The organism is Stenotrophomonas sp. FW305-3-2-15-E-LB1 (assembly GCF_058787375.1).
In genome coordinates this window covers 1-24,723 of the sequence record NZ_JBYSZR010000040.1, presented here as the reverse complement: position 1 = coordinate 24,723, position 24,723 = coordinate 1, and the positions used below count along the sequence as shown (strand labels likewise).

Below are 24,723 nucleotides of genomic sequence, written 5' to 3'. Positions count from 1 at the left end.
GCCGCAGCCATGGCGGGCGGCATGAACCGCTAGAATAGCGATCTCTTCCGGTACCCGCAGTACGGCAACCATGGCTGTCAGCACGTTCGACGTTTTCAAGATCGGCATTGGCCCGAGCTCCTCGCACACCGTCGGGCCGATGAAGGCCGCCGAGCGCTTCATCCACCGCTGGCTGCTCGATCCGGGCCGGCTGCATGAAGTGGCGCGCATCCGCGCCGACGTCTACGGTTCGCTGGCCCTGACCGGCCGCGGCCACGGTACCGACAAGGCCATCCTGCTCGGCCTTGAGGGTCAGCGCCCGAACCTGATCGACCCGGACATCATCCCGGCCACCCTGGAACGCATCCGCAGCAGCAAGCGCATCCAGCTGATGGGCCAGCACGAGATCGCCTTCGACGAGAAGCGCGACCTCGGCATGAACAAGCGCCAGAAGCTGCCGTACCACACCAACGGCATGCGCTTCACCGCCTACAACGCCGAAGACGAAGTGATCGCCACCCGCGATTACTACTCGGTCGGTGGCGGCTTCGTGGTCAACCAGGACGATGCGGCCGATGACCGCATCGTGCCCGATGAAACCCCGCTGCCCTACCCGTTCAAGAGCGGCGATGAACTGCTGGCGCAGACCGCGCGCAGTGGCCTGAGCATCGCCCAGCTGATGTTCGAGAACGAAAAGTGCTGGCGCAGCGAGGACGAGATCCGCGCCCAGCTGCGCGAGATCTGGAGCGCGATGCAGTCGTGCGTGGCGCGCGGCATCCGCGAGGAAGGCGTGTTGCCGGGCGGCCTGAAGGTCGGCCGTCGTGCACCGGCGCTGTACCGCGAGCTGTCGTCCAAGCCCGAAGCGGCGATGCGCGACCCGCTGACCACGCTGGACTGGGTCAACCTGTACGCACTGGCGGTGAACGAGGAGAACGCTGCCGGTGGCCGCGTGGTCACCGCGCCGACCAACGGCGCGGCCGGCGTACTGCCGGCGGTGCTGCACTACTTCGACCGCTTCTGCCCGGGCGCGAACGAACAGCGCGTGTTCGACTTCCTGCTGACCTCGGCGGCGATCGGCATCCTGTACAAGGAAAACGCCTCGATTTCCGGCGCCGAAGTCGGCTGCCAGGGCGAAGTGGGCGTGGCCTGTTCGATGGCCGCCGGCGGCCTGGTCGCAGCGTTGGGCGGCAACCCCAGCCAGATCGAGAACGCCGCGGAAATCGGCATGGAGCACAACCTGGGGCTGACCTGCGACCCGATCGGCGGGCTGGTGCAGATCCCGTGCATCGAGCGCAATGCAATGGGTGCGGTGAAGGCGATCAATGCCTCGCGCATGGCCATGCGTGGCGACGGCAAGCACAAGGTCTCGCTGGACAAGGTCATCAAGACCATGCGCGATACCGGCCGCGACATGCAGGACAAGTACAAGGAAACCAGCCGTGGTGGCCTGGCGGTGAACGTCATCGAGTGCTGAGGGGTAGCGCCGCGGGCTGGGTTCGGGCCCTCGGTAGAGTCGACTGTCAGTCGACTATCGCGCGCAGCGCGGGAATTCCGCGCGTTGTTCGAGGGTAGTCGACCAACGGTCGACTCTACCTCACGGGGCGACACCGTCACGGTGTTCCGGTTAGGCTCGGGGCTCCCCTGCCCCGGACTGTCCCATGCGCGTGATCGCTGCCGCCCTGCTTGCCTGCCTGCCCCTTTCCGCGCTGGCTGCGCCAACCTACGGCCCGCGCCTGGAAGGCTTCGATTACGGCTACCCGGTGAAGACCTTCGCCCTGCAATCGCAGGGCCAGCCGCTGGAAATGACCTACCTGGACGTCACCCCGAAACGGAAGGCGGTCGGCGTGGTGGTGCTGCTGCACGGCAAGAACTTCTGCGCGGCCACCTGGCAGCAGACCATCGCACCGCTGGTGGCCGCCGGTTACCGGGTGATCGCTCCGGACCAGATCGGCTTCTGCAAGGCCAGCAAGCCCGAGCGTTACCAGTATTCGTTCGGCCAGCTGGCCGCCAACACCCATGCGCTGCTGCAGCAGCTGCAGCTGGGCGACCAGCCGGTGCACGTGGTCGGCCATTCGATGGGCGGCATGCTCGCCATCCGCTACGCGCTGATGTACCCGCAGGACCTGCGCAGCCTGTCGCTGGTCAATCCGATCGGCCTGGAAGACTGGAAGGCACTGGGCGTGCCGTGGCGCAGCGTCGATGAGTGGTATGCCGGCGAACTGAAAACCAGCTATGACAGCATCCGCCGCTACCAGCTGGACGTGTACTACGACGGCCACTGGAAGCCCGCCTACGAACAGTGGGCGCGCATGCAGTCGGGCATGTACGAAGGGGCCGGCAAGCAGGCGGTGGCCTGGAGCCAGGCGCTGACCTCGGACATGGTGTTCAACCAGCCCGTGGTCTACGAGCTGAAGCACCTGCAGGTGCCGACCGCGTTATTCATCGGCCAGAAGGACCGCACCGCGATCGGCCGCGACCGCGCCTCACCCGAGCTGAAGGCTACGCTGGGTGACTACCCTGCGCTGGGCAAGGCGGCGGCCGCTGCCATTCCCAACGCGACCCTGGTCGAATTCGCCGCGCTGGGGCATTCGCCGCAGGTGCAGGATCCCAAGCAGTTCAACGCCGCGCTGTTGAGGGTGTTGAAGACCCGTTGAAATACCGATCCGCCGGGCCAGGTCCGGCGGACATGGAGGGTAGCGCCGGGCCATGCCCGGCGAGCGCAGCAGCAGGCCGTCAACCGGCAATGCGCAGCACATCATCCAACAGTGCTGCGGCGGTCACTTCCGCACCCGCACCCGGGCCCTGGATCAGCAGCGGCTGCTGGCGATAGCGGTCGCTGTGGATGGCCACGCGGTTGTCGGTGCCCGCACCCTGCGCCAGTGGATGATCGGCCGGCAGTTCGCGCAGTCCAACCTGCGCCCCCTCGGCATCGACACGGCCGACGAAGCGCAGCACGCGGCCCTGTGCGTGCGCCTGCTGCCAACGCGCCTGCAGCGGCGCATCCAGCTGCTCCAGCGCGGCCAGCGCCTCACCCAGCGGCAATGCCGCCAGCGCCGCCGGCACCAGTGAATCCACCTGCACCTGCGCCGCATCCAGCGCCAGCCCGCTGCTGCGGGCCAGGATCAACAGCTTGCGCCGCACATCCTCGCCGGACAGGTCCACGCGCGGATCGGGCTCGGTGTAACCGGCCTCCAGCGCTTCGCGCACTGCCACCGAGAACGGCGAACGGCCGTCGTAGCGATGGAACAGCCAGGCCAGCGACCCGGACAGCACGCCTTCGATGGCATGGATGTGGTCACCGCCGGCCACCAGCGCGCGCAGGCTGCTCAACAACGGCAGGCCGGCACCCACCGTGGCGCTGTCACCGTAGCGCGCACCGCTGTCGGCACAGCTTTCGGCGATGGCCTGTGCGCGTGCCAGCTGCGCGCCGCGGCCCAGCTTGTTGGCCGTCACCACGTGCACGCCGCGGGCCAGCCACTGCACGTGGCGTGCGGCCACGTCCTCGCTGGCGGTGGCATCCACCACCACGTCACCGCGTTCCAGGCCCTCGGTGCTGGCCCACGGCGGCGAGCTCTGCCCATCGCGCGGGGCGCGCCGCGCCAGTTCCAGCGGCAGCGCGAGGTCACGGTCGATCGCCAGCGCCGTGCGCGAGTTGGCCAGCCACTGCACGCTGGGCAGGTCCAGCCCACGTGCCTGCAATGCCTGGTAGCGCTGCACGAACGCCGTGCCCACCGTGCCGGTGCCGAGCAGGGCCAGGCGGCCACCGCCGAGCGCGGGAATGTCAGCGGCCAGCGCGCTCATGCATCCACCACCTGTTTGCGACGTACTGCAGCGCCGATCACCGCTTCGGCGCGCTGCAGCGCGGCGTCGAGATCGGCCAGCAGGTCACGCTCGGCTTCGATGCCCACCGACAGGCGCAGCAGGCCTTCGCTGATGCCGGCGGCGGCACGTGCCTCGGCGGTCATCGCCGCATGGGTCATGGTGGCCGGGTGCGCGACCAGGCTTTCAACGCCGCCCAGCGATTCGGCCAGGGTGAAGTAGCGCAGGCCATCGACAAAGGCGCGCACCGCGGCATGCGGATCCTCACCTTCGCAGGCCGCCAGCTCGAAGGAGAGCATGGCGCCGAAACCGCTCTGCTGGCGCGCGGCGATGGCGTGGCCGGGATGGTCGGCCAGGCCGGGGTAGTAGACGCGTGCCACGGCCGGATGCGCATCCAGCAGTGCCACGATCGAGGCGGTGTTCTCCTGGTGCGCGCGCAGGCGTGCATCCAGCGTGCGCAGGCCGCGCAGGGTCAGGAAGGCATCGAACGGCGAACCGGTCAGGCCCAGCGCGTTGCCCCACCACACCAGCTGCTCGTGCACCGCCGGGTCGCGCGCGATCACCGCGCCGCCGACCACGTCACTGTGGCCGTTGATGTACTTGGTGGTCGAATGCAGCACCACGTCGGCACCGAACGACAGCGGCTGCTGCAGGGCCGGCGACAGGAAGGTGTTGTCCACCACGACAAGCGCACCGGCCTTGTGCGCGGCATCGATGACGAAGCGCAGGTCGGTGATGCGCAGCAGCGGGTTGGACGGCGTTTCCACCAGCACCAGCTTCGGCTGGCTGGCCAGCGCCTGTGCCAGCGCACGCGGGTCGGTCAGGTCGGCGGTGACCAGGGTGAAGTGGCCCTTCTTGGCCAGTGCATTGAACAGGCGCCAACTGCCGCCGTAGGCATCGTGCGGCACCACCAGGGTATCGCCCGGCTGCAGCAGTGCGTTCAGTACCAGGTTGATGGCGCCCATGCCGGTGGCGGTGATGACGCCGCCAGCGCCGCCTTCCAGTTCGGCCAGTGCTTCGCCCAGCAGGTCGCGGGTCGGGTTGCCGCTGCGCGTGTAGTCGTACTGCCGCTTGTTGCCGAAGCCATCGAAACTGAAGTTCGACGACAGCACGATCGGCGGGGTGACCGCACCGTGGGCGGTGTCGCGGTCGATGCCGGCGCGGACAGCGGCAGTGGTGCGGCTACAGGACGGCTCGTTGGCGTACAGGCTCATGCGGACTCTCCAGAGGTACGGAAGGCGGTAGCGAGGATCGCGTCGATGCGATCGGTTTCTTTGAGGAAGGCGTCGTGGCCGTAGGGCGAGCGCAGCACGCGCAGGCTGCCGCGCGGGCCCAGCCCTTCGACCAGGCCGACCAGGTCGGCCAGCGGCACCAGGCGGTCACCCTCCACCGCCACCACCACGGTGGGCAGCAGGATGGCGGCGGGGTCCACGCGGTGCAGGTCGATCGATTCGGACAGGCGCAGGTAGGCGGTCACCGGCGTGCGCGCGACGTACTGCGCACCGGCGGCATCGAGGTAGTCTTCGGCGGCCACGCGCACGCGGCCGTTGACCACTTCCGGCGCCGCATCGAAGCGCTCGCCGAATTCTTCCGGGGTGCGGTAGCTGAGCATGGCGAACTGGCGGGCCAGCGCCAGGCCATGGTCCTCGCCACACTGCAGCTGGCCCAGCGCAACAGCGCGGCGCTGCAGGGCGCGCCAGGCGGCGGCATACGGATGCGGGCGGTGCGCACCGCTGGCCAGGACCAGCTGGCGCACGCGGCGGCGGTGGCGGATTGCGAACTGCTGGCCGACCAGCGCGCCATAGGAGTAGCCGACGAAGGCCTTCAGCACGCCGATGCCGAGATGATCGAGCAGCAGCGCCAGCGCATCGGCCTGGTCGGCGGTGTCGATCGGCACGTCCAGCGCACCGTCGGCACCGATGAAATCGAAGGCCAGCACGCGCAGCTGCTGCGGATCCAGCGCGCGGCCGCTGCCGACCAGGCGCTCGGCCCAGCCCTTCTCGCTGAACTGTGCATTGGAGGCGACATGGCGGTGGGCGGAAATGCCACCGGCCAGCACCACCACCGGCGCGTTGGCCGGCCCCACCCACTCGTAGCGCAGGCGCACCGGGCTGGCCCCGGCGTGGCGCATCGACAGCACGGCAGCGAACTCGCCGCGCTCGGCGTGCACGCGGTCATCGACCGGCACGCTGACAGGGACAAAGGATTCGGGGCGGGCGGCGGTGCTGGGGGCGAAGCTCATGGCGGGATCCGTGTGGGAAATCGGCCATCGAGCCTTCGCAGGGCTCGCGTTCGAGATGCACGTGCGGTGCATGGTTCGAACCATCTTTCGGTGGACGCCACGGTCCCCGCAGGATTTGGCACCTACGCAGACGCTTTCGCGCCTGCGGGCTGCCCCGGCTTCAAAGGGCCTGTCCCTCTGCCGGTCTCGATGGTGGAGCCACGATGCCAGCCCTTTCCGGGCATGTCAATCCCTTCATGCGGATAAAGCGATGGAATAAATGAACCGCCATTCCGGGAACTGCGACCGGTCCCCGCGTTCAGGATCCGCTACAGTCGCCAGCGCCCTTTCCGCTGGATCCGTCGATGCCCCGCCTGCCCCTTCCCTGCCTGCTGCTGTGCCTGCTGGCCAGCGCAACCGTCCACGCCAGCGACTGGCGCCAGGGCTGGGGACTGGTGGCGAAGGCAGGTGCGGCCGCGGCCGGCAACGATGCCCCGCAGGCCGCGCCGACCACCCGGCTGCAGCTGCAGGCGATGGGCGGGCAATGGCAGGCGCGCATCGACAACCCGTTGGCAGGCCCGGTGCAGATCGAGCTGCGGCCGGCGCCCGGCGGCGCCATCGACGGCCTGCCGCTGCGTTCGCTGGTACAGGGCGGTGGCAGCCTGGTGGTTGGCCACCTGCCGGCCCCGGCCGATGGCCGCAGCCTGGAGGTGCGCCTGCAGTCGGTGCCGGGCAACCCCGCCGCACGGGCCGAGGACGTAGCCTACAGGCTGCCCTTCCAGGCGCCACGGCTGCGCGTGGACCAGGCCCCGAACGGACGCTTCAGCCACCAGGACGAAGAGAACCGCGACGCGGTGGATTTCGCCCTGCCCGAGGCCACCCTGGTGATGGCTGCGCGCGAGGGCACGGTGATGCAGGTGCAGGATGGCTTCAAGGCCAACGGCCAGGACCGCGAGCGCGATGCCGGCCGTGCCAATTTCATCCGCATCCTGCACAGCGACGGCAGCATGGCGCTGTACGGCCACCTGCAGGCGGGCGGCATGCGCGTGCGTCCCGGCCAGGCGGTGCAGGCCGGGCAGCCGATCGGGTTGTCCGGCAACAGTGGCTACAGCACCGCGCCGCACCTGCACTTCGTGGTCCAGGTCAACCGCGGCATGGGCCTGCGCTCGGTGCCGGTGCGTATTTTCACCGCGCAGGGCCAGCTGCAGTTCGCCCGCCAGGGCGAGGCCGACGGCGGCACCGGGCGCTGACCGGCCCCGGCCGGTATAATCGGGCGCTTATCTCTTTGAAAAGCGCCCCGGGCGGGCGCCACTGCCATGTCCGAAGTCGCCAACGAAGCGTCGCGTCGCCGCACCTTCGCCATCATTTCCCACCCTGACGCCGGCAAGACCACGCTGACCGAAAAGCTGCTGCTGTTCGGAGGCGCGATCCAGATGGCCGGTTCGGTGAAGGGCCGCAAGGCCGCCCGCCACGCGACGTCCGACTGGATGGCGCTGGAAAAAGAGCGCGGCATCTCCGTCACCTCCTCGGTGATGCAGTTCCCGTACGAAGGCAAGATCGTCAACCTGCTCGACACCCCCGGCCACGCCGACTTCGGCGAGGACACCTACCGCGTGCTGACCGCGGTGGACTCGGCGCTGATGGTGATCGACGTGGCCAAGGGCGTCGAAGAACGCACCATCAAGCTGATGGAAGTGTGCCGCCTGCGCGACACCCCGATCATGACCTTCATCAACAAGCTCGACCGCGAGGGCAAGGACCCGATCGAGCTGCTGGATGAAGTGGAGACCGTGCTGGGCATCCAGTGCGCGCCGGTCACCTGGCCGATCGGCATGGGCCAGCGCCTGAAGGGCGTGGTGCACCTGCTGACCGGCGAAGTGCACCTGTACGAACCGGGCCGCAATTTCACCCGCCAGGATTCGACCATCTTCCCGTCCATCGATGCGCCCGGCCTGGCCGAGAAGATCGGTGCACAGATGCTGGCCGAACTGCGCGATGAACTGGAACTGGTGCAGGGCGCCAGCCACCCGTTCGACCTGGATGCCTACCGCGCCGGCAAGCAGACCCCGGTGTTCTTCGGTTCGGGCGTGAACAACTTCGGCGTGCAGCCGCTGCTGGACTTCTTCGTCGAGCATGCGCCGTCGCCGCAGGCACGCTCCACCACCGGCCGCGAGATCGCCCCGGAAGAGAACAAGCTGACCGGCTTCGTGTTCAAGATCCAGGCCAACATGGACCCGCAGCACCGTGACCGCGTCGCCTTCATGCGCGTCTGCTCGGGCCGTTTCAGCGCCGGCATGAAGACCTTCCACGTTCGCACCGGCAAGGACATGAAGCTGGCCAACGCGCTGACCTTCATGGCCAGCGACCGCGAGATCGCCGCCGAGGCGTGGCCGGGCGATGTGATCGGCATCCACAACCACGGCACCATCTCCATCGGCGATACCTTCACCGAAGGCGAGGCAGTCACCTTCACCGGTATTCCCAACTTCGCCCCGGAGCTGTTCCGCCGTGCGCGCCTGCGCGATCCGCTCAAGCTCAAGCAGCTGCAGAAGGGCCTGGCCCAGCTGTCGGAAGAAGGCGCGACCCAGTTCTTCCGCCCGCTCACCAGCAACGACCTGATCCTGGGCGCGGTGGGTGTGCTGCAGTTCGACGTGGCCGCCTACCGCCTGAAGGACGAGTACGGCGTGGAAGCCACCTTCGAGCAGGTCAGCGTGACCACCGCGCGCTGGGTCCACTGCAGCAACGAGAAGAAGCTGGAAGAGTTCCGCGAAAAGAACGCGCTGAACCTGGCCCTGGATGCGGCCGGCCACCTGGTCTACCTGGCGCCGACCCGGGTAAACCTGCAGCTGGCCCAGGAACGCGCGCCGGACGTGCGCTTCTCGGCCACCCGCGAAGCGGCGCATACCGTCCCGGCGGGCTGACGCAAGGGGCGCCGATTCATCGACCATACGGTGGCGGGGGTGCACGCGCCCGCCATCGCGGCGATGATAGGGGGGCTGCGGGTCCCCCTCCCCGCGAAATCCGTCCCTGCCATGTCCTCCACGACTGTTGCTTCCATCCGTGAAGAAATCGCCAGCGCCCTGACCCACGGGCTCGGCGCCGTGTTCGCGCTGGCCGCCAGCGCCGTACTGATCACCCTGGCCGCCATCTACGGCGACGGCTGGCAGCTTGCCAGCGCCATCGTGTTCGGTATCGCCCTGCTGCTGCTGTACACCGCTTCCACGCTGTACCACGCCATCCAGCACCCTAAGGCGAAGGGCCGCCTGAAGGTCTTCGACCACTGCGCGATCTACGTGCTGATTGCCGGTACCTACACGCCATTCACCCTGATCGGCCTGCGCGGGCCGTGGGGCTGGGGCCTGTTCACCGCCATCTGGGCCCTGGCCTTGGGCGGCGTGGTGTTCAAGCTGTTCTATACCGGCCGTTTCAAGGCCCTCTCCACCGGCATCTACATCGCCATGGGCTGGCTGGTGATCGTGGCGATCAAGCCGATGTGGGCTTCTATCGACGGCGGCACGCTGGCCTGGCTGTTCGCCGGCGGCCTGTCCTACACGCTGGGCACCTACTTCTACCACCGCGAATCGATCCCCTATTCGCACGCGATCTGGCACCTGTTCGTGATCGGCGGCAGCGTCTGCCACTTTGTTGCGGTGACCATGCAGGTGCTGTAGCGCGGCCGTTCGGCGCCAATGTGCACGCCATGCACATGAGCGCTTCGCGCCCCGTCCACCCGGATGGGGCAACCATGGCAGCGTGAATGCTGCCCCTGCCCCTGCTGCGCCGCGCACGTCGCGCTGGCGCCTCCGCCGCCCCGGCCCGCGTGGCCAGCGCTGGCTGGCCGTGCTGGTGTTCCTGCTGGCCGCACTGCTGATCCTCATCGCACTGTGGGACTGGAACTGGTTCAAGGGCCCGGTGGAACGCGCGGTCCAGGCCCGTACCGGGCGCGCCCTGCACATCGGCCACCTGGACGTCGACCTCGGCCGTACCAGCACCATCCGCGCCGATGCGATCACCTTTGCCAATGCCACGTGGTCCAAGCAGGCCAACATGGCCAACGCCGATCGCGTGGAAATCGACATCCGGGTCTGGCCGCTGCTGCGCGGCAGCATCCAGTTGCCCGAAGTGCGCCTGACCCGGCCCGACGTCCTGCTGGAAACCTCCCCGCGCAAGGGCGAGCCCGGCAATTGGGATTTCCTGCCCGTCAGCGATGGCAAGAGCTCGCTGCAACTGAAGGGTCTGCGCATCGACGACGGGCGCCTGCAGTTCCTCGACGCGCTGGGCCGCACCGACATCCGTGTCGGCGTGCGCAGTGGCGAAGCAAAACAGGCCGACGCCGCGCCCCCTCTGCTGGTGAAAGGCCAGGGACGCTGGCAGGGCAATCCGTTCACCCTCAGTGGCGGCACTGAATCGCCGCTGCAGCTGACCGACAGCGAGCATCCGTTCCGCATCCACCTGGACGGTCGCGCCGGCGGCACCCACGCCGTGGCAACCGGCACGCTGACCAACCCGTTCGCGCTGCAGGTGTTCGACCTTCAGTTCGCGCTGAGTGGCCAGGACCTGGCCGACCTCTACCCGCTGCTCGGCATCGCCATACCGCCCTCGCCGCCGTATGCGCTCGATGGCCGGCTCAAGCGCGACCACAACGTGTGGCGTTACGAAGGGTTCACCGGCAAGGTCGGCGACAGCGACCTGGGCGGCACCCTGCAGTTCGAAGTGGGCCGTGAGCGTCCGCGCCTGACCGCCACCCTTGAATCGCGCCGGCTCGATTTCGACGACCTCGCCGGCTTCGTCGGTGCCCCGCCGAAGACCGGCGGCGGCGAGACCGCCAACGCCGAACAGAAGGCGCAGGCCGCCCAGGTTGCCGCCAGCCCGCGCGTGCTGCCGGACACGCCGTACAACCTGGGCAAGCTGCGCGCGATGGATGCCGACGTGCGCTGGAAGGCCCACCGCATCAATGCGCCGTCGCTGCCGCTGGACGACATGGACGCGCACCTGCTGCTGGACGATGGCGTGCTGCGCCTGGACCCGCTCAACTTCGGCGTCGCCGGCGGTGACATCCGCAGCACCATCCGCATGGACGCGCGCCAGCCGCAGATTGCCACGGCCCTGAAGGCCAGCGTGCGCGGCGTGCAGCTGGGCCAGTTGTTCCCGGACGCGAAGCTGGCCGAACAGGCCAAGGGTGGCATCAGCGGCCAGATCGACCTGGCCGGCCGCGGCAACTCCATCGCCGCGATGCTCGGCAGCAGCAGCGGCGATGTCGGCGTGGCGATGGGCCGCGGCCATGTCGGCAACCTGGTGATGGAACTGGCTGGGCTGGACATCACCGAGTCGCTGAAATTCCTGTTCACCGGTGACCGGCAGATTCCCCTGCGCTGCGCCTTCGCCGATTTCGGCGTACGCGACGGCCTGATGACCAGCCGCGCGCTGGCGGTGGACACCACCGACACCATCATCATCGGCGAAGGCACCGTGAGCCTGCGCGATGAGCAGATGGACCTGCTGCTGAAGCCGCGGCCGAAGGACAAGAGCATCCTGGTACTGCGTTCACCGCTGCGCATCGGCGGCACGTTCAAGGATCCCTCGTTCCGCCCGGACTTCAAGGCCCTGGGCCTGCGCGGTGCGGTTGCGCTGGCCCTGGGGACGATCGCCCCGCCGGCAGCGCTGCTGGCCACGATCGAAACGGGGCCGGGCAAGGATGCCAACTGCGGTGGGCAGTACGCGAAGTAGAAGCGTTTGTTCGCGGCGCCTTCCGGTTCATGGGATGAGGCGGAGGGCTATCGCAGGCAGGACACGCGGTAAATACGTCCATGTAGCTCGTAGGCGCCATCCATGGCGCCTACGGTCCTGCCTGCGATAGCCCTCCGCCTCCTTACAGTTTCCTGCGCGCGCGGAACGAGAGCGGGAATTCAAAAGAAAAGAGCAAAAAGCCAAATCAAAAGCTGTGCCAACCAAGGTTGGCAGCTACCAGAAGCGGGGGCTGCGAGTGCATGCACCGCGCTCGCGGGAACGTGTCTGGAGGCGGAGGGCATGGCCGTGCAGGACCGTTGGCGCCATGGATGGCGCCATCGAGCCCCCATGGATGGGTTTACGGCGTGTCCTGCACGGCCATGCCCTCCGCCTCCCCACGCATCAGGAAGGCGCTGCAGTTGCTCTAGATTTGGCCGTCAGCTTTCAGCGGGCCGGCGGGCTGCAAGCCCGCCAGCGAAAAACTCACCCCGCCACGATGTACTGCTGAAGCTGGTCCAACTCCCGCCGCTGCGCGTCGATCACCGCCTTCACCAGGTCGCCGATCGAAATCACCCCCAGCACCGATCCGCCCTCCACCACCGGCAGGTGACGGATGCGGTAGTCGGTCACCAGCTGCAGGCAGTGCTCCACCTGCTCGCCCGGCGACACCGTCACCACCTTCGCCGTCATGATTTCGGACACCGCCGTATCGCGCGAGGAACGATCGTGCAGCACGATCTTGCGCGCGTAATCGCGCTCAGACAGGATCCCGACCAGTCGCGGCCCGTCCATCACCAACACCGCACCAATGCCCTTCTGCGCCATCAGCCGGATCGCATCGATCACCGCCGCGCCGGGCGCGACCGCATGCACTTCAGGGGACTTGCCGTCCAACAGTTGCCGTACCGACGTCATCTGCCTGCCCTCCCAGGGTGGGTTGCAGGCCCGAGTCTGCCACGGAAGGTGCTAGCCACGCGTCAACCAAGTACAGCGGCCGCTGCTTGGACTCCTCGTACAGGCGGCCCAGGTACTCCCCGATCAGCCCCAGGGCGATCAGCTGCACGCCGCCCAGGAACAGGATCACCGCCATCATCGTCGGCCAGCCCGCCACACGGTCGCCGTACAGGGCGGCCTTGACGATCACCCACACGCCAAACACGAACGCCGCCGCGGCGGTCGCCAGGCCCAGGTAGGTCGCTGCCCGCAACGGGACGGTGGAAAATCCGGTGATGCCTTCCAGGGCGAAGTTCCACAGGTTCCAGAGGCTGAACTTGCTGTTGCCGGCCAGCCGCGCATGGCGGTGGTAGGGCACGGCCACGCGGCGGAAGCCCACCCAGCTGAAGAGGCCTTTCATGAAGCGATGGCGCTCGCGCATCTCGCGCAGCGCGCTCAGCGCGCGCGCCGAAAGCAGGCGGAAGTCGCCGGTATCGGCGGGAATCGGCGTGCGCGAGAGGCGGCCGATCACGCGGTAGAACAGGGCCGCCGTGGTCCGCTTGCTCCAGCTTTCGCCGTCGCGCACCCGGCGCGTGCCGTAGACGTTGTCGTAGCCTTGCTTCCAGTACGCGACGAAGGCCGGCACCAGTTCCGGCGGATCCTGGCCATCGGCATCGAGGATCATCGCCGCCCCTTCGCGCACCTGGTCCAGGCCCGCGGTCAGCGCGGCCTCCTTGCCGAAGTTGCGCGACAGCCGCAATGCCGAGACGCGCGGATCGGGATGGGCCAGGTGTTCGATCACTGCCCAGGTGGCGTCGGTGCTGCCGTCATCGACGTACAGGATGTGGCCGTCGACATCGTCCAGCGCGTCGAGCACCGCGCACAGGCGCGGGTGCAGCTGGGGCAGCGCCAGTTCCTCGTTATGGGCGGCGATGACGAAGGTCAGGCGTTGGCGGCTCATGCCTGGATTGTACGTCGCTGGCGGGCTTGCAGCCCGCCGGCCCGCTAAAAGCTGACGGCCAAATCTAGAGCAACTGCAGCGCCTTCCGGATGCGTGGGGAGGCGGAGGGCATGGCCGTGCAGGACACGCGGTAAATACGTCCATGTAGCTCGTAGGCGCCTTGCTCGAGTGCGCTGTCCTGCGCACTCGGCAAGACCGGGGTTGGGCGTCCTGCCCAACCCGCCCGAGGCATGCCTCGGGCCCATGGCGCCTACGGTCCTGCACGGCCATGCCCTCCGCCTCTGGACAGGTTCCCGCGAGCGCGGTGCATTTCAGTACCGATCATCCGCTCCTGGTAGCTGCCAACCTTGGTTGGCACAGCTTTTGATCCTGCTTCTTCTTTTGATTTTGAATTCCCGCTCTCGTTCCGCGCGCGCAGGAAACTGTCCGGAGCCGGAGCAAGGCGGCAGGCAGGACCGTGAGGCGCATGGATGCGCCGACCGAGCCCCCATGGACGGGTTTACGGCGTGTCCTGCCTGTCGCCTTGCTCCGGCTCCAAGCACAGAAAAACGAGGCGCCGCGAAACGATCAACCGTCACTCCTCCAGATACCCCGCCCCGCCCAGCTGCCGGGCCTGCCGCTGTATCCACGCCGCCCGCCGCTGCACGTACGGCCCCGGCTTGGCCGCGTTGTACCGCCGCGGCGCCGGCAGCACCGCCGCCAACCGCGCACTCTCGCCCGGTGCCAGCCGCGCCGCGTCCTTGCCCCAGAACGTCCGTGCCGCTGCCTGTGCGCCGTACACGCCATCGCCGAACTCGGCGATGTTGGCGTACATCTCCAGAATGCGTTCCTTCGGCCAGAACGCCTCGATCAATACCGTGTACCAGACCTCCAGGCCCTTGCGGATCCAGCTGCGGCCCTGCCACAGGAACAGGTTCTTGGCCACCTGCTGGCTGATCGTGCTGGCCCCGCGCAGGCGCCCGCCCTTGGCGTTGTGGTCACGCGCCTTCTCGATGGCCTGCAGGTCGAAACCGTTGTGGTCGGGGAAGCGCTGGTCCTCGGCCGCCACCAGCGAGATCGGCAGGCTCGGGGCCATCTGGTCCAGGTCGCGCCACTGGTAATGCAGCCGGTAGGACCAGTCACCCTCGCCCAGCGCTTCGCCGTAGCGCCACAGCATCACCGTGGACAACGGCGGGTCGATGAAGCGCAGCACCAGCACCTGCAGGCAACTGAAGCCCACGAACAGCACCGGCAGCCACAGCAACCGCTTCCAGCGCCAGCGTCGGCGCGCCGGCGTGGTCGCTGCGGCCCCTGCGGCCTCCACCTTGTCCTGCTCTCCCCCTGCCCCCATTACTGGTGCATCCTTCTCATGCCTGGTTGTCGGCGCATTATCCGGCAACCGCCCCTGTTTACGCGCGATGTGAGCCGATGACCGCCCAACCCGATTCCCTGATCCGCTTCCTGCTGCCCGACGCCGGCGTCCGTGGCGTGCACGTGCAACTGCAGGCCACCTGGCAGGAAATCCTGTCCCACGCCGTCTACCCGGACAACGCCGCCGAGCTGCTCGGCGAGGCCTGCGTGGCCTCGGCCCTGTTCACCGGCCACACCAAGGTGGACGGCCGCCTGTCCATCCAGCTGCGCAGCAACACCGGCCTGCGCACCCTGTTTGCCGAGTGCACCGCCGCCGGCACCCTGCGCGGCATCGCCCAGTTGGCCGACGGCGCCGACGCGCCGCGCGACCTGTCCAGCCTGGGCAGCGACGCCCTGCTGGCGATCACCATCGAGAACCCGGGCCTGGACCCGCGCGAACCGCAGCGCTACCAGAGCCTGGTGGCACTGACCGCGCCGGCGCTGGATGAGGCGTTCGAGGACTACTTCCGCCAGTCCGAGCAGCTGCCGACCCGCCTGCTGCTGGCCGCCGACCGCAACGGCGCCGTGGGCCTGCTGCTGCAGAAACTGCCCGGCGACGAAGGCGACGACGACGGCTGGGCCCGCGCCAGCGCCCTGTTCGACACCCTGGGCAAGGCCGAACTGCTGGCCACCCCGGCCGAGCAGATGCTGCACCGCCTGTTCCACGAGGAGAAGCCGGAACTGATGGGCAGCAGGCCGCTGGCCTTCGGCTGCTCCTGCTCGCACGAGCGGGTGGCCTCGATGCTGGTCTCGCTGGGTGAGGAAGAGGCCCGCGCGGCCGCCGAAGACACCGGTTCGGTGGACGTGCGCTGCGAATTCTGCGGACGGGAGTATCACTTTCCTTTGACGGAGTTCGGCATACTGTTCCACGGTGCCGAGGGGACTGTACCGGCACCTGAACGACTTCAATGAATGAGCAGGTCTTGTGTTCTGGGGAGGATCAAGGCTTGTTAAGATTTCATAAACACCCTAGGATCGAGTTCCCGCCCCAGCGGGAACTTCCGCTGGTCATCCCTGTCTGAACTGGTCCGATGCGTACCTTCCTGCGTCTACCGCTGGCCCTGCTGATCGCCCTTGGCGCGATCACGGGCGCGCATGCGCAGAGCAAGGACACCCGCACCGTGCTGCCGGTCTGGAACAAGGGCAGCGGCAAGGTCGAGGCCCTGCTGTACCTGGAACCGACCGGTGAACAGGCCGCCGGTGCCCGCTGGCACTTCGGCCGCAACTCGCTGGACGCCGCCTTCGGCCTGTCCTCGGGCGATTCGCTGGGCCTGCTGTGCAACAGCAGCAGCGGCACCAGCATCAGCGGCCTGGCCAGCCAGTGCATGCTGGCCAGCCTCGGCGATGACGATGACGGCATCGGCCCGAACTCCCGTCGCCTGACCGGCACGGCCGCGTTGAACCGGGGCGTCAACCGCCTGGGCATCACCGCCGGTACCAGCCGCGAGACGCTGCCGGCCTGGCTGGCCTCGCCAAACAAGACCCCGTCCCTGCGCGCCGAGCAGAACGACCTGACCGTGTTCGCCCAGCGCAACATCGGCCGCGAAGGCTTCGTCTCCATCGCCGGTACCTACGCCAAGGCGCGCCTGGTGCCGATTTCCGATGCATCGCCGGCACTGGTCGACCGTTGGGACAGCAAGAGCCTGAGCCTGGGTGCCGGCTACGGCAACTTCACCGGCAGCATCATCGGCCGCGTGGTTGACGTTCCCGGCAAGCCGGGCAAGTGGGAGGGCCTGGGCATCGGCCTGACCTGGCGTACCCCGTGGTCGGGGCAACTGACCGTCGGCGCCGAGAACGTGATCAGCCGCGGCAAGAATCCGTTCTCCCCGCGCAACGAAAGCAACGACGACGGCACCGTGCCGTACGTCCGCTACGAGCAGGACCTGTAAGCGGTCCAAGCGCGTGATACATCGACGGATGGAACAGAGGGCGCCTGCGGGGCGCCCTTCTTGTTTCCGCGCGTAACGACGCCGCTGATGCCGGCCCCGCCTGATACATAGCGAAACATCACGACATATATCAACAGAAACTTTTTTCCTGACAAAACGATACTCAGCGCCCGGCTGTGTCTCAGTCATGTACCACAAGTCATTGAATCGAAAAGATTCCGTAGGCCTGAATTGAGGGCTCCGGCGCGCTGTTAACGCAGCTTTAATTTTTCGGAAGCCGCCGTTACTATCGATTCAGCCTCGCGTTTTTTGGAGCGGCCTTTTTCGCCCCGCACGCAGGCAATAACCCAGCCAAGATTTCCTTGGAGAGAGAGAGCCAATGAATTTCAAGTCCAACAAGCTGCGCGATGCGGTTGTCATCGCGCTGGTCGCCGGTTCATCCGTCGCGACCGCCCAGGCCCAGGAGGCCACCTCGGGTGCGACCAACCTGGATCGCATCCAGGTCACCGGTTCGCGCATCCGCTCGGTTGACGTCGAAACCGCCCAGCCGATCTTCACGGTGTCCTCCGAGGACATCAAGAAGTCCGGCCTGGTCAGCGTCGGCGACATCCTGCAGAACCTCACCGTCTCCGGCACCCAGACCTTCAGCAAGGCCGCCGTGCTGACCTCCAACCCGGAACAGGGCGGCCAGTACGTCAACCTGTACAACCTGGGCGAGCAGCGCACCCTGGTGCTGGTCAACGGCAAGCGTTGGACGTCCAGCCTGGCTGGCTTCACCGACATGTCGACCATCCCGGCCTCGCTCATCGAGCGCATCGAAGTGCTGAAGGACGGCGCCTCGGCGATCTACGGCTCCGACGCCATCGCCGGCGTGGTCAACATCATCCTGCGCACCAATTTCGAAGGCGCGGAAGTCTCGGCCCTGATCGGCCAGAACGGCCGTGGCGACGGTGAGAAGGAAGCCTACTCCTTCACCATGGGTGCCTCCAGCGATCGCGCTTCGATCCTGTTCGGCGCCAGCTACACCAAGGAAAAGCCGGTCTTCTCCAAGGACCGTGCGCTGACCCGCACCACCTACGGCCCGGGTCGCGAGCTGGATGCACTCAGCGCGACCGGCCCGTGGGGCCGCTTCAATGACCCGCGCGCGGCAGGCACCGTCGGTGCCGGCAACTACCTGGATGACGACGGCAACATCGTCGATGCCGCCAACGGCACCTGGACCCCGAACCAGTGGGTCCTGAACCACAGCGGCACCTACGATGGCGTGGGCGTCGGCGCGGATTCGCGCAACCTGGCCAACTACCACACCGGCGTCACCACCGACGACCGCTTCAACTCCACCCAGCAGATGATGCTGGCGCAGGAGACCGAAACGAAGTCGATCTTCACCGCCGGCAGCTTCGAGATCAATGACTACGTGACCTTCAAGTCCACGGTCATGTACTCCGAGCGCAACTCCGAGCGCCAGGTCGCCGGCTACCCGATGAGCGCCAACGCGCAGCCGACCTACCCGGTCTACATCAGCGGCCAGAGCTACTACAACCCGGTCGGCCAGGACATCACCAGCTGGTTCCGCCGCACGATCGAGATCCCGCGCATCTCGCGCAACGACGTGAAGAGCTACCACTTCGATGCCGCCCTGGAAGGCGCGTTCGATGTGGGCTCCCATGGCTGGAACTGGGATGCGGGCATCAACTACAACAAGTTCGATGTCACCCAGATCAGCACCGGCAACCTCAACCTGCTGGCACTGGAAAAGGCCCTGGGCCCGTCGTTCCTCAATGCACAGGGCGTGGTCCAGTGCGGTACCGCTGCCAACCCGATCGCGCTGGGCACCAGCCTGTCGGCCGGCCAGTGCACCCCGTTCGACGTGCTGGGCGGCCCGTCGGCCTCCACCGCCGACGCGCTGAAGTACATCAACACGCTCGGCCAGGCGACCCAGCAGAGCGTCAGCAAGCAGTACTTCGCCAACATCACCGGTGGTCTGTTCGACATGCCGGGCGACGCAGGCGAGTTCGCCTTCGCGGCAGGCGTCGAGCACCGTGAAGTGTCCGGTTACGACAACCCGGACCAGCTGTCGGCCGCCGGTTACACCACCGATCTGGCTGCAGGCGCCACGTCCGGCAAGTACAAGACCGACGAGGTGTACCTGGAGCTGATGATCCCGCTGCTGAAGGACGTTCCGTTCGCCAAGGAACTGTCGTTCGACGTCGCGTCCCGCTACTCGGACTACGACCGTTTCGGCGACACCACCAACAGCAAGTTCAGCCTGACCTGGAAGCCGGTTGAAGACCTGCTGGTCCGTGCCACCTACGGCAAGGGCTTCCGTGCCCCGACCCTGGACGACACCTTCGGTGGCGGCTCGCAGACCTTCGATGACCTGACCGATCCGTGCGATGCCCGCTTCGGCCAGCTGTCCAACCCGGTTGCGGCTGCCCGCTGCGCCGGCGAAGGCCTGGCACCGACCTTCCGCCAGACCGACAACGCTGGCGTGCCGGTTGCCGCGCGTGAAACCCAGGGCAATGCGCCGTTCCAGGCGGGCGTCGGCAACGCCGACCTCGAGCCGGAATACAGCAAGACCCGTACCGTGGGCCTGGTCTTCAGCCCGCGCTGGGTGCAGGGCCTGGACTTCTCGCTGGACTGGTACAAGATCAGCATCTCCAACGTGATCACTGCGGTCAGCGCGACCTACGTGCTGAACCAGTGCTACAACGGCGTGACCTCGTTCTGTAACTACAGCCGTGATGCCACCACCGGCCAGATCGTGACCCTGAGCCGCGGCAACGCGAACCTGGGCGCCCTGGAAACCGAAGGCTACAACTTCGTCGCCAACTACCGCCTGCCGGAGTTCGCAGCCGGCCAGTTCTCGCTCCGCCTGGACAGCAACTACCTGGTCTCGCTGCGCCAGCAGTCCGACAACGGCGCACCGTGGGATGAGTACGCCGGCTACTGGAACTCGCCGCGCGTGCGCGCCACCTTCGGCGTCAACTGGGCCAAGGGCGACCTGTCGGCCAGCTGGAACCTGCGCTACTACGGCGGCTATCGCGACTTCTGCTACGACGATGACTCGTGCAACGACCCGGATTACCGCACCCCGAACAACGGTTGGGGCGGTGGCGTGGGCGCCAACAAGAAGGGTTCGATCAGCTTCCAGGACGTTTCGCTGACCTGGGCTGCCCCCTGGAATGGTTCGGTCACCGTCGGTGCCCGCAACATCTGGAACAAGCAGCCGCCGATCACCATCTCGCTGACCAACAACAGCTCGTCGTCGATCGACCCGATGCTGGACTACGACCGTTACCTGTTCATGCAGTACACCCAGCGCTTCTGATCAAGGCCGGGCAAGCGTAGTAAAACACCAGGACGGGGCCCTTCGGGGCCCCGTTTCTGTTGGGGCGCCCCGGCCACGCAGGACACGTGGCAGAAACGGCAGGCACGAAAAAGGCCGCAGCGGAACTGCGGCCTCGTGCAGGTACCCGGCGCGGCCGACTCAGCCGTTCGGGATCAGCGTTTCGATCAGGTGCTCGACGTAGGCTTCGAAATCCTCGCGAGCCTGCTTGGGCTGCTGCAGCTGCAGCGACAGCTGCAGGAAGCCGACGTAGGCCGCATAGGCCAGGCGCGCGCGATGGCGTGCATCGGTCGAACTGAGCCCGGCCTGGCGGAACGAGGCCACCAGGTAATCCAGGCGGCGCTGCGAGACACGGTCGATCACCGGCCGCACCATCGGGTGGTCCAGCGCCTTCAGCAGCTCGCTGTAGATGATGTGCGGCTGCACTTCGTGGGCCACCATCTGGAACAGCTGGCGCAGGCGCGCGCGCGGATCGGGGACATCTTCCAGGCTGCCGAACACCTGCTCCTGTTCGAACAGTTCCCAGCGTTCCAGCGCGGCCTGCAGCAGCGCATCGCGCGAGGGGAAGTGCCAGTAGAAGCTGCCCTTGGTCACGCCCAGGCGGCGCGCCAGCGGCTCCACCGCGACGGCGCCCACACCTTGTTCAGCGATCAGGTCGAGGGCCGCCTGTGCCCAGTCTTCGGCACTGAGGCGGCTGTTGCGGCCGGCACGCGGTTCGCCGGCAGAAGCGTCAGGTTGATTCATGGGGTGATTTAACCATACGGCGGGGTTCGTTGCAGTACGCCGTTGCGGCGGAAACCGTCGCGGCACGGGGGATGGCACCTTCCGCAGCGCACCATACTGCATGGTATTGACTTCCATCACCAGCCATCCATACTAGCGAGTATGGTTACGTCCCCTACTCCCGCTGCGTTCCATGACCTGCGCCTGGAGGCGGCCCATGGCGCCCGCCTGGCGGCCACCGCCAGCGACCACGGTCGCCGCGGCCGCGTGCTGTTCGCGCATGGCTTCGGCCAGACCCGCCACGCGTGGAATGCCACCGCCCGGGCACTGTCCGCCGCCGGCCTGCAGACGCTGGCCTACGATGCGCGCGGCCACGGCGATTCGGACTGGAACGCCGCCGACCTGCCCTACCACGGTGAACAGTTTGCTGATGACCTGATCGTGCTGGCCGGCGAGCAGCCGCGCCCGCCGGTACTGGTGGCCGCCTCGATGGGGGGCCTGTTCGGCCTGCTCGCCGAATCGCGCTGGCCCGGCCTGTTCTCGGCGATGGTGCTGGTGGACATCACCCCGCGCTGGGACACCGCCGGCGTCGAGCGCATCCTCGCCTTCATGACCGCCCATCCCGATGGCTTCGCCTCGCTGGCCCAGGCCGCCGATGTCATCTCGGCATACATGCCGCACCGCCCGCGCAAATCCGAGCAGTCGCTGCGTGCGCTGCTGCGCGAGGATGGCCACGGCCGCTGGCGATGGCACTGGGATCCGCGCCTGGTGGCCGAACTGGCCCGCGACAGCGAGCAGCACCAGGACGCGCTGGCCGAGGCCGCGCGGCAGGTGAAGTGCCCGCTGCTGCTGGTCAGTGGTGGCCGCAGCGATCTGGTCACGCCGCAGACCGTCGCCGAATTCCTCGCATTGGCGCCGCACGCACGCCACGTACAGTTGCCGCAGGCCACGCACATGGTCGCCGGTGATGACAACGACGCCTTTACCGCTACTGTGTTGGACTATCTGGACGTGTTGCCTGCGGTGGATGCCGCAGCTTCGTCCGCCACAAACGAGCACGTCACCGGAGCACGCTCATGAGCATCGTTCTTCCCTTCCTCGCCCTGCTGCTGGCAGGCGCGTTCGTCGCCTACCACCGCATGCGCCTGCTGACCTGGACGCTGATCAGCCTGGCGCTGCTGGCGGCCTGCTGGTTCGTGCCCTACGTCAACCAGACCGCGACGATCGTCGCTGCGGCCGTGCTGGCCGTCATCGCCGTGCCGCTGCTGCTGCCGTTCATCCGCAAGCCGCTGCTGACCGGCCCGATGATGAAGGTGTTCCGCAAGGTGCTGCCGCCGCTGTCGCAGACCGAGCGCATCGCGCTGGAAACCGGCTCGGTCGGTTTCGAAGGCGAGCTGTTCACCGGTGATCCGGACTGGAACATCCTGCTGAACTACCCCAAGCCGCAGCTGACCGCCGAAGAGCAGGCCTTCATCGATGGCCCGGTCGAAGAGCTGTGCACCATGGTCAACGACTGGGAAATCACCCACGTCCATGCCGACCTGCCGCCGGAACTGTGGGCCTTCATCAAGAAGAACAAGTTCTTCGGCATGATCATTCCGAAGGAATACGGCGGCCTGGGCTTCTCCGCGCTGGCCCACCACAAGGTCATCCAGAAGCTGGCGTCGGTGTCTTCGGTGGTCAGCTCCACCGTCGGCGTGCCGAACTCGCTGGGCCCGGGTGAACTGCTGGTGCATTACGGCACCCAGGAACAGAAGGACCAGTACCTGCCGCGCCTGGCCGATGGCCGCGAGGTTCCGTGCTTCGGCCTGACCGGTCCGTTCGCCGGCTCCGACGCCACCTCGATTCCCGACTACGGCATCGTCTGCAAGGGCGAGTGGAACGGCGAGCAGGTGCTCGGCGTCAAGCTGACCTTTGACAAGCGCTACATCACCCTGGCCCCGGTCGCTTCGCTGATCGGCCTGGCCTTCCGCATGTACGACCCGGATGGCCTGATCGGCGAAACCCGCGACATCGGCATCACCCTGGGCCTGCTGCCGCGCGATACCGCCGGCGTGGAGATCGGCCGTCGCCACTTCCCGCTGAACTCGACCTTCCAGAACGGTCCGATCAAGGGCAAGGATGTGTTCATCCCGCTGACCCAGCTGATCGGCGGTGCCGCCATGGCCGGCAAGGGCTGGAACATGCTCAACGAGTGCCTGGCCGTGGGCCGCTCGATCACCCTGCCCTCCACCGCCAGTGGCGGTGCCAAGGCCGGCGCTGCCGTCACCGGCGCCTACGCACGCATCCGCAAGCAGTTCGGCCTGTCGGTCGGCCGCTTCGAGGGCGTGGAAGAAGCGCTGGCCCGCATCGGCGGCAAGGCCTACAAGATCAGTGCGCTGTCGCAGGCCACCGCCGCTGCGGTCGACCGTGGCGACGTGCCGTCGGTGCCGTCGGCAATCGCCAAGTACCACTGCACCAGCATGAGCCGTGAAGTGATCTCGGACATGATGGACGTCATCGGCGGCAAGGGCATCATCCTCGGGCCGCGCAACTTCGCCGGCCGCAGCTGGCAGGCCGCGCCGATCGCGATCACCGTGGAAGGCGCCAACATCATGACCCGCAGCCTGCTGATCTTCGGTCAGGGTGCGATCCTCTGCCACCCGTGGGTGCTGAAGGAAATGAAGGCCGCGCAGGACCCGGACACCCGTGCCGGCCTGCAGGACTTCGACCGCAGCCTGTTCGGCCATATCCGCTATGGCATCTCCAACGCCGTGCGTTCGTTCTGGTTCGGCCTGACCGGCGCACGCTTCGGCGCCGCCCCGGGCGACGCCTACACCCGCCGCTACTTCCGCAAGCTGGACCGTTACTCGGCCAACCTGGCGCTGATGGCCGACATCTCGATGATGACCCTCGGCGGCAAGCTGAAGTTCAAGGAATCGCTGTCCGGCCGCTTGGGCGACGTGCTGAGCCACGTCTACATGACCAGCGCCATGCTCAAGCGCTACCACGACGAAGGCGCACCGCAGGCCGACCAGCCGCTGCTGGCTTGGGCCTTCCATGACAGCGTGCACAAGATCGAAGAGTCGCTGTCGGCGGCCCTGCGCAACTTCCCGATCCGTCCGATCGGCTGGCTGATGTGGGCGCTGATCTTCCCGCTGGGCCGTCGTGCCGAAGCCCCGGGCGACCGCCTGAGCCGGCGCGTTGCGGCCCTGCTGATGGCCCCGAACGAGGCGCGCGACCGCCTGGCCAGCGGCGTGTTCCTGACCCCGTGCGAGAACAACCCGGGCGGCCGCATCAACAGCTACCTGAGCAAGGCGATCATGGCCGAGCCGGTGGAGCGCAAGTTCCTGAAGGCGCTGAAGAGCAAGGGCATCGAGGCGCTGGACTTCAAGGCGCAGCTGGACGAAGCCGTGGCCGAAGGCGTGATCACCCAGGACGAGCGCAGCCTGCTGGAAGAGCTGCGCACGCTGACCCTGGACACCATCACCGTGGACGACTTCGACACCCACGAACTGCGTGCGGCCAGCTACTACGACCGCCAGCACAAGGACCCGCATTCGCAGGCAGCCTGATCGCCTGCGTCATGCGCATACGGAAACGGCGGGCTTCGGCCCGCCGTTTTTGTTTGTGCACCGCAACCGTAGAGTCGAGCTTGCTCGACTGGAGCCCGAAAAAGCAGTCGAGCAAGCTTGTATGTTCCTCCCGGCTCCCACGAGGTATGTAGGAGCCAGGGTGGAGGGACCGTCAAGCA

18 protein-coding genes and 1 riboswitch are annotated in these 24,723 nt (G+C 67.4%); of the genes, 11 read left to right on the top strand and 7 right to left on the bottom strand.

Annotated elements, in window-relative coordinates:
- Positions 1–70: 70 nt before the first annotated feature.
- Together AC3WL7_RS20010 and AC3WL7_RS20005 are read left to right on the top strand one after the other, a co-directional pair.
- The gene (locus tag AC3WL7_RS20010) at positions 71–1,453 is read left to right on the top strand and encodes an L-serine ammonia-lyase (protein WP_010482751.1); all 1,383 of its coding nucleotides are present in this window, start codon (positions 71–73) and stop codon (positions 1,451–1,453) included.
- Positions 1,454–1,637: 184 nt separating this feature from the next.
- Positions 1,638–2,633, top strand: a complete 996-nt coding sequence (locus tag AC3WL7_RS20005) for an alpha/beta fold hydrolase (RefSeq protein ID WP_492752709.1) — start codon at positions 1,638–1,640, stop codon at positions 2,631–2,633.
- A gap of 79 nt (positions 2,634–2,712) precedes the next feature.
- Here AC3WL7_RS20005 and AC3WL7_RS20000 read toward each other — a convergent pair whose 3' ends face one another.
- From AC3WL7_RS20000 to metX, 3 genes are read right to left on the bottom strand one after another with little or no spacing between them, the layout of a single operon-like run.
- On the bottom strand, positions 2,713–3,780 hold the full coding sequence (locus tag AC3WL7_RS20000) for a homoserine dehydrogenase family protein (RefSeq protein ID WP_200734011.1): 1,068 nt from the start codon (positions 3,778–3,780) through the stop codon (positions 2,713–2,715).
- Entirely contained in the window at positions 3,777–5,012 is a 1,236-nt protein-coding gene (locus AC3WL7_RS19995) for an O-succinylhomoserine (thiol)-lyase (protein ID WP_312739775.1), read from the bottom strand. Before AC3WL7_RS19995 ends, AC3WL7_RS20000 begins: the two co-directional genes overlap by 4 nt.
- Positions 5,009–6,040 carry a homoserine O-succinyltransferase MetX gene (gene metX / locus AC3WL7_RS19990; protein WP_492752705.1) on the bottom strand — a complete coding sequence of 344 codons (1,032 nt, stop codon included), beginning with the start codon at positions 6,038–6,040 and terminating at the stop codon, positions 5,009–5,011. Before metX ends, AC3WL7_RS19995 begins: the two co-directional genes overlap by 4 nt.
- 77 nt (positions 6,041–6,117) lie before the next feature.
- A riboswitch (SAM riboswitch) is annotated at positions 6,118–6,236 on the bottom strand.
- Between the two features lie 148 nt (positions 6,237–6,384).
- Here metX and AC3WL7_RS19985 point away from each other — a divergent pair.
- From AC3WL7_RS19985 to AC3WL7_RS19970, 4 genes are all read left to right on the top strand, one after another.
- Entirely contained in the window at positions 6,385–7,269 is an 885-nt protein-coding gene (locus tag AC3WL7_RS19985; RefSeq protein ID WP_492752703.1) for a M23 family metallopeptidase, read from the top strand.
- A gap of 66 nt (positions 7,270–7,335) precedes the next feature.
- The gene (locus tag AC3WL7_RS19980) at positions 7,336–8,940 is read left to right on the top strand and encodes a peptide chain release factor 3 (RefSeq protein ID WP_492752702.1); all 1,605 of its coding nucleotides are present in this window, start codon (positions 7,336–7,338) and stop codon (positions 8,938–8,940) included.
- A 111-nt stretch (positions 8,941–9,051) separates the two neighbouring features.
- Positions 9,052–9,690 (top strand): PAQR family membrane homeostasis protein TrhA, encoded by a 639-nt coding sequence (trhA, locus tag AC3WL7_RS19975; protein WP_492752700.1) that lies wholly within the window; start codon positions 9,052–9,054, stop codon positions 9,688–9,690.
- 82 nt (positions 9,691–9,772) lie between these two features.
- Positions 9,773–11,746: an AsmA family protein gene (locus AC3WL7_RS19970; protein WP_492752698.1), complete on the top strand. Its 1,974-nt coding sequence runs from the start codon at positions 9,773–9,775 to the stop codon at positions 11,744–11,746.
- A 483-nt stretch (positions 11,747–12,229) separates the two neighbouring features.
- On the opposite strand, the gene AC3WL7_RS19965 is transcribed toward AC3WL7_RS19970, so the two are convergent.
- From AC3WL7_RS19965 to mtgA, 3 genes are all read right to left on the bottom strand, one after another.
- Complete coding sequence (locus tag AC3WL7_RS19965) at positions 12,230–12,661, bottom strand: CBS domain-containing protein (RefSeq protein ID WP_079222826.1); 432 nt, start codon at positions 12,659–12,661, stop codon at positions 12,230–12,232.
- Complete coding sequence (locus AC3WL7_RS19960; RefSeq protein ID WP_492752697.1) at positions 12,621–13,640, bottom strand: glycosyltransferase family 2 protein; 1,020 nt, start codon at positions 13,638–13,640, stop codon at positions 12,621–12,623. Before AC3WL7_RS19960 ends, AC3WL7_RS19965 begins: the two co-directional genes overlap by 41 nt.
- A gap of 574 nt (positions 13,641–14,214) precedes the next feature.
- Positions 14,215–14,970 carry a monofunctional biosynthetic peptidoglycan transglycosylase gene (gene mtgA, locus AC3WL7_RS19955; protein WP_079222828.1) on the bottom strand — a complete coding sequence of 252 codons (756 nt, stop codon included), beginning with the start codon at positions 14,968–14,970 and terminating at the stop codon, positions 14,215–14,217.
- Between the two features lie 77 nt (positions 14,971–15,047).
- Between mtgA and hslO the strand changes: the two genes are divergently transcribed.
- From hslO to AC3WL7_RS19940, 3 genes are all read left to right on the top strand, one after another.
- Positions 15,048–15,941 carry an Hsp33 family molecular chaperone HslO gene (hslO, locus tag AC3WL7_RS19950; protein WP_079222829.1) on the top strand — a complete coding sequence of 298 codons (894 nt, stop codon included), beginning with the start codon at positions 15,048–15,050 and terminating at the stop codon, positions 15,939–15,941.
- A 119-nt stretch (positions 15,942–16,060) separates the two neighbouring features.
- A complete protein-coding gene (locus tag AC3WL7_RS19945) occupies positions 16,061–16,918 on the top strand; it encodes an XOO1806 family protein (protein ID WP_079222830.1) in 858 nt (285 codons plus the stop codon).
- Positions 16,919–17,297: 379 nt separating this feature from the next.
- On the top strand, positions 17,298–20,249 hold the full coding sequence (locus tag AC3WL7_RS19940) for a TonB-dependent receptor plug domain-containing protein (RefSeq protein ID WP_312739488.1): 2,952 nt from the start codon (positions 17,298–17,300) through the stop codon (positions 20,247–20,249).
- Between the two features lie 159 nt (positions 20,250–20,408).
- Here the strand turns inward: AC3WL7_RS19940 and AC3WL7_RS19935 are convergent, their stop codons facing one another.
- Positions 20,409–21,011 carry a TetR/AcrR family transcriptional regulator gene (locus tag AC3WL7_RS19935; protein WP_079222832.1) on the bottom strand — a complete coding sequence of 201 codons (603 nt, stop codon included), beginning with the start codon at positions 21,009–21,011 and terminating at the stop codon, positions 20,409–20,411.
- Positions 21,012–21,152: 141 nt separating this feature from the next.
- On the opposite strand from AC3WL7_RS19935, the gene AC3WL7_RS19930 reads away from it, so the two are divergent.
- Together AC3WL7_RS19930 and AC3WL7_RS19925 are read left to right on the top strand one after the other, a co-directional pair.
- A complete protein-coding gene (locus tag AC3WL7_RS19930) occupies positions 21,153–22,070 on the top strand; it encodes an alpha/beta fold hydrolase (protein WP_108747205.1) in 918 nt (305 codons plus the stop codon).
- Complete coding sequence (locus AC3WL7_RS19925; RefSeq protein WP_492752693.1) at positions 22,067–24,544, top strand: acyl-CoA dehydrogenase; 2,478 nt, start codon at positions 22,067–22,069, stop codon at positions 24,542–24,544. The genes AC3WL7_RS19930 and AC3WL7_RS19925 overlap by 4 nt, the downstream gene beginning before the upstream one ends.
- Positions 24,545–24,723 lie beyond the last annotated feature (179 nt).